This is a genomic window from Arthrobacter sp. S2(2024), from assembly GCF_036662515.1.
In the GTDB taxonomy this organism is placed as follows: domain Bacteria; phylum Actinomycetota; class Actinomycetes; order Actinomycetales; family Micrococcaceae; genus Arthrobacter.
In genome coordinates, this window is the sequence record NZ_JAYKZI010000018.1 from 32,564 (window position 1) to 48,808 (window position 16,245).

The following is a 16,245-nucleotide window of genomic DNA, read 5'->3' on the forward strand; positions in this document are numbered from 1 at the left end:
GGGCGGGCAGCGCGGCAACCTGCCGCGCTGCCCGCACAATCACTGTCCTTCGTACACGCAAATCCCGTCAATCCATGTTGAAACGACTTTCGCTTCGTGTATGCGTTCGGCGGGGACCGCAAACAGGTCACGGTCGATCACGGCCAGGTCCGCGCGGTACCCCACACGAAGGCTTCCCGTTGATTCCTCCCGCCCATTGATATAGGCGGATCCTTCCGTGTACGCGGTGATCGCCTCGGCCAATCCAAGCCGCTGCCGGTCGCCGCCAAGGGGCAGATTATCCCCGCCGGGCGTGACGCGGTTAACCGACACATGGATCGCTTGGATCGGATCGGGAGTAGAAACCGGCCAGTCACTGCCGCCGACCAGTCGGGCACCTGCCTTGGCAAGGGCGCCGAAGGGGTAGTGCTGCTCAATCAGTTCCTGCGCCAGGAATGGAAACGTGAGGTCGTACAACTGCTCGTCCTCGCATGCCCAGAGGGCCTGAATATTGGCTGCGACACCGAGCTCGGCAAACCGAGGCACATCCGCGGCAGCGACAACCTGCAGGTGGGCAATGTGGTGGCGGTTGGTCGATGGCCCGTTGCTTGCACGCGCCGCCTCGAGGGCATCCAGTGTTTCCCGGACGGCGCGATCACCGAGGGCATGGAAGTGCACCTGAAACCCTTCCTCATCCAGCCGACTCACGAAGGTATTCAGGGCTTCCGGGCTGATGAACGAGAGGCCGGCGTTGTCGGTGCAGTGCCCGTGGACGTCCAGGTAGGGCATAGTCATGGCTGCAGTGAAATTCTCCGTGACGCCGTCGATCATCATCTTGACCGTGCCCGCGGAAAGCATTTCGGGGCGGGCTGCCTGGGTGACGAGATCACGCCGAGCGATGAGCTTTCCTACCTGCTCGAGCCCCTCGTGCCGTTCCCACCAAAGGGCGCCCGTGACGCGCGATCGTAGAGAGCCCTCCTCGAGCGCACGGAGGTAGACTCCGAGGGCATCCGGCATGCCAAGGCCGGTGCCGATCAGGGAATCCTGCCAACCGGTAATTCCAAAGGAGTGCAGTTCTTGCTGGCCACGCAAAAGGCCACGGTAGGCCAACGCGTCATTCACGACGGGGCGTACGCCGCTCAAAAGTTCACTCGCCCCCTCGTGCAGTGTTCCCGAGGGGTTGCCGGCGGTGTCTCTTTCAATCCGGCCGTCAACGGGATCGGGAGTGTTTGCATCTATGCCAGCCAACTCGAGCGCCAGACTGTTAACCCATGTCCCGTGGTGGTCGCGATTGACCAGCATGACCGGACGGTCCGGTACCACATCGTCGAGCAGGGACGCCGCCGGCGTTCCGCCCTGGAAAAATGACATGGACCAGCCACCCCCGAGAATCCAAGGTTCATCAGGATTAGCATCTGCGTACTCGCGTATCCTGCGGAGGCAGTCATCGGCATCAGTTGCCTGAGTAAGATTGCACTGCAGGAGTTCAATGCCCGCCGCGACCGGATGGACATGGGCATCCTGAAAGCCAGGAACAAGCAGGCGCCCGCGGAGGTCGATTACCTCAGTGCGCGGTGCAACCCACCCTCTAATCTCCTCATCAGTACCAATCGCGGCGATAATGCCGTCCACTATGGCGATGGCCGCGGGACCCGAAGATACCTGGCCCCTGGTAAAAATTGCTCCGCCAATGAAGACGGTGTCTGCAGTGTTCATTTCACTCGTTTCTTAGTCGGTATGTCCCGAAGGTCTGCTGAGCGCGACAGCCCAGGAAGCGGGCCACCCAGACGCGCAAGGCCGGGAGCCGCTGTAGCCAGCCAAGCCAACGCTGTGCTGAAGAGGAACACTCCCCCAGTTCCGGAGACATCGGCGAACAGTCCTCCCATCGCGGTGCCCGCCGCGCCCCCAACAAGATTCGACGTCGTCAGCCATCCAAAAGCCTCAGCCGTGGCGTCCTCAGCCGTAGTCCGCGACACCATGACGTAAATCATCGAAAGCGCGGGTGCGAAGCCGAGTCCAGACAGTAGTAATCCGGCAGCCAGCACAACAGGGTTGTCACTGAGTCCGGTCAGGGCGGTGCCGGCAGCAACGACTCCTAAGGCGAGCATCGTGCCCGGAACCCCCAGTCGCCGGTGACCAAAGCCCAGCCCTCCTATGAGTGAGCCGAGGCACGACATAGCTATTGCCAGACCGGCCACGAGGGGGTCAAGATCGGATTTAACGACAATAGCGACCTCAAGTGCCATGAACGAACCGACGAGGAGAAGGCTCGTTACCATGCCCACCAGTAACGGGCGACTGCCTAGCACTCGCCCGAAGTGAGATACCGCGCGAGGGAGGCTAAGGCTGGCTATTGCAGGGCTGGCTATGAACCAGAGTGTCCCGGCCAGGGTGATCGCCGAGCATGCAAACATCGGCGCTGGTGGTGCCAATGACGCGACCAGCAATGTTGCCGCGACAGGCCCGATGATCCAGATAAGTTCTTCGATGATGGTGTCGACGGCGAAAAGCGCCGGGACCGAGCTGGGCGGGACTATACGTGGGTAGAGGGCTCGGACTACCGGCATAAGCGGCGGCACTGTCGCTCCTACAAGAAGGCCCAGCGCGATCAGCGGCCCCTCAGCCGGTCCGCATAACGCCAGGCCTACGGAACTTGCTGCATGTGCTGAGGCCGCGAGTTTGACCAGACGGCGGGCACCCACCACACCGGCGAGGCGGCTCGCCAGCGGCATAATGGTCGCCTGTCCGACGCTGACGGATGCAACCACAAGTCCTGCTGTCGCGAACGAATCCGTGAGTGCTTCGACGTGCATCAGGATGCCAATTGAAAACAGGCCAAGGGGCAGCCGGGCGAAGAGTTGCGAAGAGAGAACGCGGGCGACGCCCCGGTTGCTGAACAGCACACGATACGCATTCATGCCTAGTCTCCTCCCGAACTGCCGTTGTAACCTGGCTCGCAGAGCCGTTCGGGTGCAATCCTCTGATGTTCAAGTTGCCAAGTCGAGGGAGGGTTCCGCTGAGCAGCACGACAGTGCCCGACCTTCAAGTACTCAGTCACCGCCTGTCACGTGCAGGCCGCGTTTCGTAGCCGGGCTCTAGGACAGTCCCTGGCATCCAAGCAGACTTCACACACGTGACTAAGTTTTGACGTGTGATGCCCTTCACACTACTCTGTGGGCACGGTAAAGAAATATTTAGCTGCAGTTCAGAAAAGTGAATACGCGGACTGCGGCAAGTAGGTTCTGTGTGACAACTCGGACACCTTGTCTGGAAGCCCCCCGCCCCCGGCTTCGCCGCAACCGATGTGAACCCGAATAAACGTGCTGCAGGACGGAACGATTTAGGCGGGCGCCCCCGGCGGGTCGCTAGTCTCGGTCGTACCCCAATTTTGGATCCCCCGGAATGGAAGTTGATAAATAGATGCGCGACGCTGGCATGTACTTCACGATGATTGCGCCGCAGAGCATTTCGCTCGACCCTGCGGCCGGCTCCGGAGTGTCCAACGGCATGGGCGCGCCCTATCGCTCATACATCGAGCGCGGCACGAAACCGGTCCTCTTCTCCGACATGTGTGGAGTGGAAACTATGCTTCCTCGCCCGCTCTTCAGCATCGCTGCTGCCTGCAATGAGCTCGGGAAAGGGGGATCTGCCCTCGCAGGAGAGGCGATCGACTTCGAATCGGCGGTGTCGATGTGGACAGTCTGGGCAGCGGAAAGTTCCCATCAGGATCATGACAGGGGGTCCTTGTTCCCGGGCGCTCTCGGTGATCTTGCCATCCTGACCGGCGATCCGGACGCTTTAGCCCCGGACGAACTCTTTGGGCTCGATGTGCACGCTACCGTCCTGGGCGGTCTGATAGTGCATCTCCGCGATGAGTCAGCTTTCAACAACCTAGTCCGCAATCCCAACACACCAAAGGAATGAGACCGCAATGAAGCAAGTCAAGCAATTGGCAATCGCAGCAGCGATTGCCACCGCTATGACCCTCGCCGGCTGTACCGGCGGCGGCGGCAGCAGTAACCGTACGCCCGCACCGGAATTCGATAAAGCCGCCCTTGTCGCAACCACCGCGCCGGGTACCAAAGAGGTGGACAAGGTGACCTGGGGAATGAGTACGGGTGAACCGTCGACCGTTGATCCCAGCAAAGCAGGGAACGATTCCGCTTACTACGCTGTCGCGAACATGTGCGAGACCATTCTCCTCACCACTCCGGAGTTCGGAATCGCGGAGAACCTGGCTACCTCCGCCGAATGGGCGAACGACACCACGCTCGTTATTGACCTCCGTGACGATGTGAAGTTCTGGGATGGTACCCCGCTCACCACGGAGGACGTCATCTTCAGCTTCCAGCGCAACGCAGACGCGAAGACCGGTTCGGTAAATGCCTCCGCCTTCAAGCGCATGACCAGTGTCGAGGCGACCGGACCGAACCAGGTGACGGTGACGCTGTCGGAGCCGGAGTCGGAATTCCGCAACGCCCTCGCGGGGCCGGCCGGCTACATCGTGCAGAAGGCTTTTACGGAGAAGGCCGGTAAGAACATCGGAACGCCCTCCGGAGGTGTGATGTGCACCGGCCCGTACAAGTTCAAAAACTGGGTTGCCGGACAGTCGATCACCATGACCGCCAACCCCCACCATTGGAAGAAGACCCCGCTGGTCAAGGAGCTCGAACTCGTTTTTGTCGATGGCGATGCAACTCTGACCTCGGCACTGCTTTCCGGTGAAATTGATGGGGCGTTCTCGGTTCCCGCCGCCAGCCTCGACCAGTTCAAGAGTTCGAACAGAGGAACTTTCTACACAGGGCCCAGCAGCGCATTCGTAGCCTTCGCAGCCTCCACGTCGGAGGGTTTCGCCGCAGACCCCAAGGTTCGCACCGCAATCGACATTGCCCTGGACAAGAAGGCGGCGATCGACGCTGCGCTGAACGGGCTCGGTCAGCCGATCAAGACGTTCGTGCCTCCGTTCATGTGGGAGGGTTCCGAGCACGCTGACATTTACCGTAAGGGCTACGAAGCGCTTCCTGACAATTCCGGCGGACGAATTGAAGAAGCAACGAAACTGGTCAAGGAAGCCGGGGCCACCGGCGCTAAACTCGTCCTGGCTATCACCTCCGGAGACCAGACTGCCCTGACCCTCGCCACTATCGTCCAGGCGACCGCAGAGCAGATCGGCCTGAAAATGGAGATCAAACAACTTCAGGCCGCAGAATTTTCGGCGATCTTTTATAAACCCGAAGGCCGCAAGGGGCTTGACTTCGTTCTGACCACCGGATACAGCGACACTCCTTCCATCCTGCAGTACCCGGCCTTCTTCATCACGCCGAACGGGCTCTTCAACTGGACCGAGTATGACAACCCTGAGGTTGCCAAGGCCATGGACACGGCAGCGACATCGACTGATTCAAAGGTTGCCGCAGAGGCGTTTGTTAAAGCCCAAAGCCTCTACGTTCCCGACCGGCCGATGATTATGTTTGCCAACGAGTACACGCGGACATTCCTGAGCAATGACTTGTCCGGTGTCGTCACGTCCTTCAGCCACATCACGGCGCCCTGGGCAATCGACCTCGGCGGCAAGTAACAACGGTAACTACCCGGGCGGGCAGCGCGCCATCTACGCGCGCTGCCTGCCTAACGAGCGATGCAATTCAGCAGTGAGTCCCCGGAGGAGCACATGATGTACCCAAATTACGATCCGTCAGCGGATCGGACAAGAATCGGTGGGAGAAAATGACCACAACTATCTGGTTCCTCCTTCGCAAGGTCGCCGCATTGGCAATAACCTTGCTCATTGCAAGCTTCGCGATCTTTTCTGCGCTGTTCCTAGCTCCAGGCGACCCTGCCTCGCTACTCGGCGGGAAAGACGCCGACCCCGCCACGATTGCCGCGATCCGGCGTCAACTCGGGTTGGACGACCCGTTCCTCCTGCAGTACGGGCGCTGGCTCGGGGATCTCCTCGCGGGAGACATGGGTCGGTCGTACGCCTACCGTGCTGACATCGCCGATCTCATCGCACCCCGGATCGGGACAACTTTTCTTCTCGTGGCTTACGCCGCGCTCATCATCCTGATCCTCGGCATCGGCAGCGGTATTCTTGCCGCACTGGCCAACAAGCGCACCGACCGGGCGGTTACGGTGATTACCTCCACTCTTATGGGGGCTCCGACGTTCGTCATCGCAATCATCCTGATCACCGTCTTCTCGCTGTACCTAACCTGGTTTCCCGTATTCGGAAATGGTACGAACTTTCCCGATCAGATTCGCCACCTCACTTTGCCGGCCATAGCCATGAGCTGCGCTTATCTCGCCTTCGTTTCCCGCATTACACGCAGCGCGGTTCGCGCGGAAATGTACTCGGAGCACGTCGACACCGCACGCAGCCGGGGCCTCGCGCCTTCGTATTACATCCCGCATCACGTGTTGCGGAACGCATCGTCCCAGATCTTTGCCGTCTCAGGTATCACGATCGCTGGCCTCTTCGCCAGCACCGCTATTGCTGAGCAGGCGTTCGGCATCAACGGAATCGGTTCGCTCCTCGTCACCGCAGCAAGTCGACAGGACCTTCCCGTAGTGCAGGTTCTGTGCCTCTTCCTCGTGACGGCATTCGTCATAGTCAATGTCATCGTCGATGTCGTCAACGCGGTTATCGATCCCCGCATCGCAAGAAAGGAAGCGATCTGATGGCTGTCGTAGCCACTTCTCCAAATCTCGCAGGGGTGCGTACCCGTCGAGCCAACTGGGCGGTCTGTGCGTCCATAGGCTGGGTGGCACTGCTTGTCCTCTTGGCTTTTGCCGGCCCCTTGCTGGCGCCCTATAGCCCGACTGCCATTGACCTAGCAAACAGGTACTCGGATCCATCGATGGCGAATCCGTTCGGGACCGACGAGACCGGGCGCGATATCTTCTCACGTGTCCTGGCTGCGGTGCCAACCACGATCGCCGGACCGTTTTTCGTTGTCCTCGTGTCAGCCTCGCTAGGGACGTTGCTCGCGCTGATCGCGGCATGGTTCGGCAAATTCACTGACGGCGTCATATCGCGTGGCTTCGACATCCTCTTCGCGTTCCCGGGGCTTGTACTCGCAATCCTCGCTGCAGCGATGTTCGGAGGAGGTTTCTGGGCGCCGGTGCTCGCGCTCTCGTTGGCGTTCACACCGGTATTCGGCCGCATTCTCCGCGCAACCGCTATCAGGGAACGGAATCTTCCTTACGTCTCAGCGCTCATGGTGCAGGGACAGAGCCGCATGGTCATAGCAGTTCGGCACATTCTTCCGAACCTGTTCCCGGCACTGGCCGTCCAAGGCGCCGTTGCCTTCAGTTACGCCCTGCTGGATCTCAGCGCAATCTCCTACCTGGGACTGGGACAACGTCCACCAGCCGCGGACTGGGGCTTACTCATCGCGCAGGGTCAAAACGGGATTCTCGCCGGTCATCCCCAACAGGCAGTCATCGCCTCGATTCTGGTACTGATCACGGTGCTTGCGATGAACGTCATCGGCGACGCCCTTTCCAACAAATTTGAGATCGGGGAACGATGAGCAAGCCACTTCTTCAGATCGAAAATCTCCTCCTCGCCGTCGGTGACAAGAAAATCCTCCAAGGAATCAACCTGACCATCGGCGCAGGCGAGGCTGTGGGGGTCGTAGGTGAATCAGGGTCCGGCAAGTCGATGACTGCCCGAAGCGTGATCCGTCTTTTGCCCAGCACAGCCAATCTGCACGGAGACATTGTCTTCGATGGGGAATCCGTCCTGCAGATGAATGCGGGAAGGCTGCGTGCCTACCGCGGCAGCAGAGTTGCGATGATTTTCCAGGACCCGCGGGCGCACACAAACCCGATCCACACCATCGGAGACTTCCTCACCGAGAGCGTTATTCAGCTTCGTGGCACTAACCGCAAAGATGCCACGGCACGAGCAACGGGTCTTCTTCGGGAGGTTGGCATTACTGATCCGGAGCGGCGGATGAACCAGTTCCCTCACGAACTCTCCGGCGGCCTCCTGCAGCGCGTAATGATTGCAGCGGCGCTGATGACCGATCCTGAGCTGTTGCTGGCGGACGAACCCACCACCGCGCTGGATGTGACTACCCAAGAGGAAGTCATGGCCATTATCGATGGCCTCCGACAGAATCGCGGCCTCGCGATGATGTTCATCACGCATGATCTCGACCTTGCTGCGGCCACGTGCGACCGCCTCGTCGTGATGCAGGCCGGTCAAATCATTGAGGAGATTGCTGCCGACGATGTCTACGAGCACGCGCAAGCTGCATACACGAAAGAACTCATGGCGGCTCGACTCGACTTTGGCGCAGCCGTTTCCACAGACATAAAGAAAGACTGGCCATGAGCTCTGAATACATCCTTGAAGTGGAGAACCTCGTCAAGCGCTATCAGGTCCAGAGAGTCGACCGTCCTGGCCATGAGGTGTTCACCGCCGTAGACGATATCTCCTTCGCATTGCGGCGCGGAGGCTCGCTCGGGGTGCTGGGCGAGTCCGGCTCCGGCAAATCAACAACGGTCCGCGTGATCGTCGGCCTGGAAACGCTAACCAGCGGGACGGTCCGGGTCAACGGCGAGCCCTGGAAGCTCGACGGCAACGTCGGGACGCGGGTACGACGCCAGCGGGGCAGCGTTGTGCAGATGGTTTTTCAAGACCCTTATCAGTCGCTCAATCGTCGTCAATCAGTAGCTGCGTGCCTTGATGAAGCATTGCGGTTGCACACGGACCTCAGGAAAGCCGCTCGTGCTGAACGGATCAAGCAGCTTGCGCACCAGGTCCACATTCCGGAGTCTCTTCTCGCATCATACCCACGGGCTCTCTCCGGAGGGCAAAGGCAACGCGTCGCCATCGCACGCGCACTAGCAGCCAACCCCAAACTGTTGCTGCTCGATGAGGCTGTCTCCGCTTTGGACGTTTCCGTGCAGGGTCAGGTCCTCGAGTTACTCGAGGAGATCCGCAGGACGACCGGGGTAGCGTTGCTCTTCATCTCCCACGATCTCGCCGTGGTGCAGCGGGTGTGTGACGAGGTTGTGGTGATGCGTAACGGAAAAATCGTCGAGTCCGGCCCAATCCCCGACGTGCTGGGCAACCCTCAATCGGAGTACACACGCCGACTGATCGCATCTATTCCGCGCCGGGGCTGGAAGCCCCGGCGCTCGCTGAACACCACCATGGCGGTTAAACAATGAGTGCGAGTAGTCCAAAGACGATGCCGCCAGAAGTCACACGGGTCGGCCCGGGCCCGCAGGATCCCGCCGCGGATCTCCACATGGTGCGGATGCGCGACGGAGTCAGGCTCGCAACCGACGTTTACCTTCCTGACGGCGACTGCTCTCCCGGCCCCGTGCTGCTGACGCGTCTCCNGGGTCGGCCCGGGCCCGCAGGATCCCGCCGCGGATCTCCACATGGTGCGGATGCGCGACGGAGTCAGGCTCGCAACCGACGTTTACCTTCCTGACGGCGACTGCTCTCCCGGCCCCGTGCTGCTGACGCGTCTCCCCTATGACAAGAGCGGTGCGTTCACACCCATCGCACTGTTCGCTGAATACTTCATAGCGCGCGGCTATCGCGTGGTGGCACAGGACGTGCGTGGAAAGTTCCGTTCGGAGGGGGAACGGCAGATCCTCGTGCATGAGGCGGATGATGGATACGACACCATTGACTGGATTTCGCGCCAGCAGTGGTGCAACGGTGACGTCGCGATGTGGGGCAACTCTTACTATGGGTTCACACAATTGGCGGCGATGACCACCCAGCACCCGGCGCTCAAGGCAATCGCCCCTCGGTTGACGGGAACCCAACTCGGCCAACCCAGGCTGGCATCCTCAACGGATGTGACCCGTCGCGTCGAATGGGCCGAGACATACCTATACCCCCTATCCTTCTTCCACGACAACGACAACCTCTTCTGGTCAGTTGACTGGCAGACCCGCCCTTACCTGGCTTCAATTGAAGCATTCATCGCGGCCAACGGCGGCAGTTCCCGTTCCTTTGACCAGTGGTATCCGCGTGCGCACCCACTCCCGGTTTACCGGAGCGTAGCGCATCCGTTCGACGCCCGGGCGATACCGACTTTGTACACGATCGGGTGGTGGGATAACTGCGCCCCCTGGTCATGGCATGACGTCGAGGCTATGAGCGAACGCGCAGCGTGGCGTGATGCACTGCATATCGTGATTGAGCCCATCGACCACTACTCCCACGAGCTCGGAGACCCCAATGCTGTGGAGTATCCAACCGTCGATCAGTGGCGGGCGCGGATTCCCCGCATCCTCGGGCCGAGCGCGGACTTCTTCGATGTGTACCTCCGAGGTGTCAAGGACATTCGATTGCCCCGAGTCCGGTACACAGTCGCGCGGGCCGGGGATCAAGGTCGCGGTGACCTCCGTGAGTCGGATGTCTGGCCCCCGGTGGGAGAAGAGGTGCGTCTTGTGGCGACCCAGGATTCCGCACTGGTCCTCGAGAGAACCGGGACCGTACCTTCAACTAGCCAGGAAAGCACGCGTCAGTGGATTCATGATCCGGATGACCTGGTCCCTACTCCAGCCCCGAACCCCTTCAAATCCATCCTCGATCCCGGTGACACTGAACGCGCAAGCCGACACCCGGGGGTGCTCTCCTTTCGTAGCGAACCGCTCCTTGAGGATGTTGAAATAGTGGGGAAGGTACAGGCTGGGGGGTGCTTCCGTTCCACCGGACCCAGCATGGATGTTTTCGTACGGCTGATGGATGTGGATGAAACCGGCGCTCGTTTCCGGATTGCCCGGGGTGACATCCACATCGTTGATTCCACGTCTGAGACATCGGTCGAAATCACCATGGATTACGCGGGGTACCTGGTGCGGGCAGGCCATCACCTTGAGGTTGAGCTGGCCAGCAGTGACTTCCCTGAGTTTGTGCCCCTTCCCGGCACCGGCGCGGACCCATGGGCAGCCGTTGAGACGGCTCTCAACACCCAACGGGTTCTCGTCGGCGGCCGGCGCGGCTTTTCCGTCACCATGACGACGACACAGTCAATAAGGGAAGGCGATTCCACATGACCGCACAGGACCCGAGTGAAGTCCGCAATGGCGACATCTCCTTCTGGTGGCAGCAGATAGGCATGCCGATGCAACGGGCGGCGCTTCCCGGGGACATCACGGCGGATGTCTGTATTGTTGGTGCTGGCTACACCGGGTTGTGGACTGCCTACTATCTCTCCCGTCTGGACCCAACGTTGCGGGTCGTCATCCTCGAGCAGAGATTTGCTGGTTTCGGCGCCTCCGGCAGGAACGGCGGCTGGGTCAGTGGTTCGGTAACGGGAGGCCGGGCCCGCTATGCGAAGACCCACGGCCGTTCCGCAGCCATTGACCAGCAGCTCGCCCTCAACAGCACGGTTGATGAGGTGCTTACAGTACTTTCGGCTGAAGGAATCGAGGCGGACGCCAGGAAAGGCGGAGAGCTGCGGATAGCCCGCACGGAATCGCAACTGGCCCGGCTAAAAGCTGAAGCCGATCGAGAAAGCGAGTGGCCCGGAACAGACCTGGTCGTCCTTGGCGCTCGGGAAGCGCAGGAGCGCATCGGAGTTGACGGTGTACTCGGTGCGATCTGGGATCCACACTGCGCCAAGGTTCACCCCGCCAAACTCTCCCGAGGTCTTGCCCACGCCGTTGAAGCCGCGGGAGTCGTGATTTACGAGGGCACCCGAGTATCCGAGATTACATCGGGTTGCGCATACAGCGACAAGGGAACTGTGCGGGCGACGCATGTCATTCGTGCCACAGAGGGTTTTACCGCCGATCTGAAGCACGAGCACCGCACCTGGCTGCCGATGAACTCCTCAATGATCGTGACGGAGCCGCTGCCCCAATCCGTCTGGGCGGAGATCGGTTGGAACGAGTACGAAACACTCGGCAATTTCGCCCACGTCTACATGTACGCGCAACGCACAGCGGACGACAGAATAGCCTTCGGCGGGCGGGGTGTCCCCTACCGATACGGCTCAAAAGTCGACACCGATGGGGCAACGCAGGCAAATACGATTCGCGAACTGAGCCGGCTGCTCCACGAGTTTTTCCCCGCAGCTGGAAGAGTCCCGGTTGCACACGCTTGGGCTGGTGTCCTGGGTGTACCCCGCGACTGGGCAGCAACAGTGGGTCTCGACCGTCGCAGCGGCCTGGGCTGGGCAGGTGGTTACGTGGGAACGGGAGTGGCGGCCACCAATCTCGCCGGCCGGACCCTCGCTGACCTCATCCTCGAGCGCGACACCTCAATCACCCGCTTGCCTTGGGTGGGGCAGAAAGCCCGCAAGTGGGAGGTTGAGCCGTTGCGGTGGTTGGGCGTGCAGGGCATTTACGCCTCCTACCGCATCGCCGACCGGGCAGAAGCGAAAGGCGGGCAGCGGACCTCCCCAGTTGCCAAGCTCGCTGACATCGTCGCCGGCAGATAAGAAGAAGGAACGAACATGAATAACACCACCAGCGTCACGCTGCACGACGCCGCTGGGGTCGAGTTGGGACCTTTCAGGCCAAAGCCAACTGCCCTGACGGACGGCGTGGAGGAGGCCTCCTTGACGGTTTGGGATAGCCCTGATGGCAGGGCCAACGCCGGAGTGTGGGAATGTACGCCCGGGTCGTTCTCCGGGCGTCGGGACGGCTATTCCGAAGTTTGCCAACTGCTCTCAGGCCGAGTGACGGTCGAGCCCAATGAGGGTGAAAGCGTCGAGCTAATCGCCGGTGACACGCTCGTGATGCCCGATGGCTGGACAGGGGTATGGCACGTGCACGAGACCGTGAGGAAGACCTACATCATCATCAATTCGTGACGATGGCGGCAGACCCGTCTGAACGTGGGTCACTGGCGGCATCGATGACCTCGTCGCCCCCCACCACTATGACGTTCGAGTTGCCGGTAGGTTGGACCGCGGCGGCACGACCTCGACGTCAAAGCCGTCTGTGAAAGCCGTCCCACTGTTCTGAAACAGGATGCCTGTGTCCGGGTCAAGGACGCACGAGCCGAATCCGTAGTAGAGCGGTTGTATCAGCTAACCCGGGGGTTTCATGGCGGGTCACTCCGCGTGTGTGTTTAAGCAGGGAAGGGCGCTCTGAGCTGGGAAAATAGTGGTTGTCGAGACCGTTATTTGCCGAGCGAAAGAGCACCCTTTCGATGCAAAAGTCTACCTGTGTTTTTCCGTCGATTCCGGTCACTTTCACCGGCCAGTCCCTGGTCTCCCACGCCGGGGTTAAAGTCCTGACCGGTTTCATCGATGCCCTTGGTTTCGGGGCATTGTGCGAGGACCGGTTGGGCCAGTTCGTTCCAGCGGGCGCGACGCACCGGGCCGGCCGGATACTTGGTTCGCTGGCGGCGATGCTGGCCACCGGAGGCGAACACGTGTCCGATCTGGACATGCTGCGCGTCTCACCGGGGGTCTTCGGCCGGCTGCCCTCGAACGCGACGGTTTCCCGGTTTTCGAGCGCACCGTGACGAACCCCGAGCTGCTCGGCTCTGGCATCGAAACCCTTACCCGGCACCTGCGCTCCAGGGCCTGTGAAGCGGCCGGGAACCGGAACCCGGCGCTATCCGCGACGGCGGCGGATCCGCTCATCCTGGATCTGGACGCCACCCTCGTGACCTCACACTAGGAGAAGGAAAACGTCGCCGGCACCTACAAGGGCGGTTACGGTTTCGCCCCGTTCATCGCCTCCTGCGATTACGGCGCCGGTAACGGCACCGGCGAAATCCTTGCCTGCCTGCTGCGGCCCGGCAGCGCCGGCGCGAACAGCGCCGATGACCACATCCGCCTCTTCGAGACGGCCGTGTCCGGCCTGTCCGAAGGGTTCTTCGACGAGACCGGGGCGCTGGCCGGGAGAAGATTCTGGTCCGCACCGACAGCGCCGGCGCCTCCAGGAAGTTCCTCTGGCACCTGCACGGCCGACACGCCCAGTACTCTGTCTCCTACCCGGTCCCGGCGGCCAAGGCCCACATGGTGGACTGGATCAACGACAAGAAGAACTGGCAGCCGGCCCAGGACCAGGTCGGCAACGACCGGACCGATGCCTGCGTCATTAACGCCACCGACATCATCCCGCTCACCGACTACCCGCCGGGCACGAACCTGTTCCTGCGCGCCGAGCCCCTGCACCCCGGCGCGATTCTGCGGGCGCTCAGGTCGTCCGGCCCGGTGCCGTGCAGGCGGGTCAGCGTTCGGAGCAAAACCCTGCGAGTTTGGCGGGCTCGTGGCGATATCAAGGCCCAGAACGCGGGCGCACAGAGGCGCCACCGTCTCTCGTTGGTAGGACGTGACGTCGGATTCAGTCAGGGTAGTGCCGAAGTGCTGCAGCGCCGTGAGCCAGCGACTGGCAAGGCCACCGCGATAAAAGTCTTCCACGCCCGTTTCCCGCCAAGATAGACAACGACTCGGCCAACGCGGGTTACTCCAGCCTGTCAGTGTTATTCAGTGCCCGTCCGCTGCGCAGGAATACCTGCGCGCATCCGGGGTCGGCAGCGAGGTCCTGTAAGTATTCTTTCCCCGCTGCAGCGAGGAAAGGGCTCACTGCACACTGCCAGGCGGATCGCGGGAGCGATCTAACTGGATAACGGCTACAGCCCCGCCATCGACCGCAACCGTGCCCAACCGCCAACGGCTCCCGGGACTGTAATTGTGGAGACGCCCCTCACAGGAGGATGCTCCCCAAAGCGAGATCGCAGCGATGCTGTGTCTGTGCCGCTCCCCGCCCATCCGGTTCGTGATGGAGTGTGGCGATGGGGCTTATTCGTTTCGGTGGTTGCGAGGTGTATAGGGTCATTTCGAAAATCATTTCTTGGGCAGATTTAATTTGAGACACCCAATAACCGTGAGGGAATGACGTCGTACCACTGTGCGGAACCATCCGTTGTGCGGATAGCCAAGACGAATAGGCTCTCGTATAGCAAATACAACACGCGCCCCGCGCCAGCACAGGAGGAACCCGCAGATGTCAGCTCACGAAATAGTGACGAAGCCCGTCCTTGTACCGGAGACACATGCTCCCACGATGAGCTATAGGTTTACGGTGCGAATTGATTTGGGTGAGGTGTCAGACGTCACCGGCGCAGACGGCACGACAGGTCGTGTCACCCCGGTGACTGGCGGATCGTGCAGCGGCCAGTTGACGGGCCGCGTTCTTCCGGCGGGTGCGAACTGGTCACGACGGATTGGCGGGACCGCGCGGTTGGACGCACGCCACCTCATCGACTCCGACACTCACGGAATCATCGAGGTGAGAACGAGCGGGTGCTACCGATTGGATGAGCAGGAGCTCGAGGGAGCCGAGACCCCCGATGGACTGGAGCGCCCTGGAAGATACTTCCGGGTCACGTCGGAATTTGACTCGGCCGATGAAAACCTCGCATGGCTCACCGAAAACCTCTTTATTGGCCGAGCAGAAAGCATCGAGGGCGGAATCGCAATTCACTACTTCTCTGTCGGCTGACGACGTAGCGGTGGCGAAGCCTGTTCATTTGCTTCATGCTTCGTCGTTGCCCTCCTGTCCAAAGCCTGGGACTTCAGCTGCACTTACAGGACTCGGTACGCGGTATATCGCACGCGGTCGCGGTCACGTCTACAGGAGGCAACTACCAGCGTTCGCTCCCATTGCGCCAGTTCCGGGGCAGATGTTTCGATATTGACCACGGTGCGGAGGTAGTAGCGCTCGGGCTGAATATGCTCCCCACGCAGCAGGGATTCCAGGACGTCGGGAGGGCCAGAGCGGACACCGCTGACCTGCAGGTAGAGGTATTGGTTCTCAGCGGTGCGTGCAGTGTCTCGACCGTCGATGTCATCGCGCCGTCCGGTCTCATACGCTGCCAGTCAGCCCCACCCGCGAGAACGTCTGCGTTTATTTCACCGGTGATTGTGCCGCCAAGGATAGGGATGACCCGACGGTGGTCGCCACGAGTCGACACATGATCCTGGAGATCCCCGAGCTCCACTACGACGTCGAAGGCCGGTTTCAGCGTGGGAACGGATGGCGTGAAGGTCATATCTTTCCTCGCAAATTTCATTGTGGAAGGTGACAGCGGTAGAACAAACCGGGAGTGAATTAAGGTCGAGAGTTAACGACGCTGAGCGAAGGGCGCCGGTTGAGGATGTCCGGGGCGAATCCAGCGGCGAGTTTGTAGGAGGCGGCGATGTCCGAATGAACCGTCCCGGGAATCATGCCGCCTGTTTGTTGGCGGCGTCGTCGGGTAACGAGCCGATTTCTCGAGCATAGTATGCCTGCTCGAATTCCTCGGGTGTTTGGTGCCCGAGGGAG

At 60.9% G+C, this 16,245-nt stretch carries 12 protein-coding genes and 3 pseudogenes; 11 read left to right on the plus strand and 4 right to left on the minus strand.

Annotated features, from left to right (window positions below; translation table 11 throughout):
- Nucleotides 1-39: 39 nt before the first annotated feature.
- Nucleotides 40-1,611: an amidohydrolase gene (locus VLA65_RS20370; protein ID WP_332603561.1), complete on the minus strand. Its 1,572-nt coding sequence runs from the start codon at nucleotides 1,609-1,611 to the stop codon at nucleotides 40-42.
- A gap of 80 nt (nucleotides 1,612-1,691) precedes the next feature.
- Nucleotides 1,692-2,897, minus strand: coding sequence for an MFS transporter (locus VLA65_RS20375; protein WP_332603562.1), 1,206 nt, complete (start codon nucleotides 2,895-2,897; stop codon nucleotides 1,692-1,694).
- Nucleotides 2,898-3,399: 502 nt separating this feature from the next.
- Between VLA65_RS20375 and VLA65_RS20380 the strand changes: the two genes are divergently transcribed.
- The 10 genes and pseudogenes from VLA65_RS20380 to VLA65_RS22050 form a co-directional block, all read left to right on the plus strand.
- The gene (locus tag VLA65_RS20380; protein ID WP_332603563.1) at nucleotides 3,400-3,903 is read left to right on the plus strand and encodes an amidohydrolase family protein; all 504 of its coding nucleotides are present in this window, start codon (nucleotides 3,400-3,402) and stop codon (nucleotides 3,901-3,903) included.
- A gap of 7 nt (nucleotides 3,904-3,910) precedes the next feature.
- Nucleotides 3,911-5,557: an ABC transporter substrate-binding protein gene (locus tag VLA65_RS20385; RefSeq protein WP_332603564.1), complete on the plus strand. Its 1,647-nt coding sequence runs from the start codon at nucleotides 3,911-3,913 to the stop codon at nucleotides 5,555-5,557.
- A gap of 149 nt (nucleotides 5,558-5,706) precedes the next feature.
- On the plus strand, nucleotides 5,707-6,657 hold the full coding sequence (locus tag VLA65_RS20390) for an ABC transporter permease (protein WP_332603565.1): 951 nt from the start codon (nucleotides 5,707-5,709) through the stop codon (nucleotides 6,655-6,657).
- Nucleotides 6,657-7,511, plus strand: a complete 855-nt coding sequence (locus tag VLA65_RS20395) for an ABC transporter permease (RefSeq protein ID WP_332603566.1) — start codon at nucleotides 6,657-6,659, stop codon at nucleotides 7,509-7,511. Before VLA65_RS20390 ends, VLA65_RS20395 begins: the two co-directional genes overlap by 1 nt.
- Nucleotides 7,508-8,320 carry an ABC transporter ATP-binding protein gene (locus VLA65_RS20400; protein ID WP_332603567.1) on the plus strand — a complete coding sequence of 271 codons (813 nt, stop codon included), beginning with the start codon at nucleotides 7,508-7,510 and terminating at the stop codon, nucleotides 8,318-8,320. The genes VLA65_RS20395 and VLA65_RS20400 overlap by 4 nt, the downstream gene beginning before the upstream one ends.
- A complete protein-coding gene (locus VLA65_RS20405) occupies nucleotides 8,317-9,162 on the plus strand; it encodes an ABC transporter ATP-binding protein (RefSeq protein ID WP_332603568.1) in 846 nt (281 codons plus the stop codon). The genes VLA65_RS20400 and VLA65_RS20405 overlap by 4 nt, the downstream gene beginning before the upstream one ends.
- A gap of 216 nt (nucleotides 9,163-9,378) precedes the next feature.
- Nucleotides 9,379-11,013: a CocE/NonD family hydrolase gene (locus tag VLA65_RS20410; protein WP_332603569.1), complete on the plus strand. Its 1,635-nt coding sequence runs from the start codon at nucleotides 9,379-9,381 to the stop codon at nucleotides 11,011-11,013.
- On the plus strand, nucleotides 11,010-12,401 hold the full coding sequence (locus tag VLA65_RS20415; protein WP_332603570.1) for an NAD(P)/FAD-dependent oxidoreductase: 1,392 nt from the start codon (nucleotides 11,010-11,012) through the stop codon (nucleotides 12,399-12,401). Before VLA65_RS20410 ends, VLA65_RS20415 begins: the two co-directional genes overlap by 4 nt.
- A 15-nt stretch (nucleotides 12,402-12,416) precedes the next feature.
- Nucleotides 12,417-12,776, plus strand: a complete 360-nt coding sequence (locus tag VLA65_RS20420) for a cupin domain-containing protein (RefSeq protein ID WP_332603571.1) — start codon at nucleotides 12,417-12,419, stop codon at nucleotides 12,774-12,776.
- Nucleotides 12,777-13,117: 341 nt separating this feature from the next.
- A pseudogene (locus VLA65_RS22050) lies at nucleotides 13,118-14,129 on the plus strand (transposase); the annotation flags it as partial.
- A 90-nt stretch (nucleotides 14,130-14,219) separates the two neighbouring features.
- Here the strand turns inward: VLA65_RS22050 and VLA65_RS22055 are convergent.
- Nucleotides 14,220-14,339: pseudogene (locus VLA65_RS22055) on the minus strand (hypothetical protein); the annotation flags it as partial.
- 646 nt (nucleotides 14,340-14,985) lie between these two features.
- Here VLA65_RS22055 and VLA65_RS20445 point away from each other — a divergent pair.
- Nucleotides 14,986-15,423: a DUF3237 domain-containing protein gene (locus VLA65_RS20445; RefSeq protein ID WP_332603576.1), complete on the plus strand. Its 438-nt coding sequence runs from the start codon at nucleotides 14,986-14,988 to the stop codon at nucleotides 15,421-15,423.
- A gap of 83 nt (nucleotides 15,424-15,506) precedes the next feature.
- Here the strand turns inward: VLA65_RS20445 and VLA65_RS22060 are convergent.
- Nucleotides 15,507-15,994: pseudogene (locus VLA65_RS22060) on the minus strand (DUF3237 domain-containing protein).
- Between the last annotated feature and the right edge of the window lie 251 nt (nucleotides 15,995-16,245).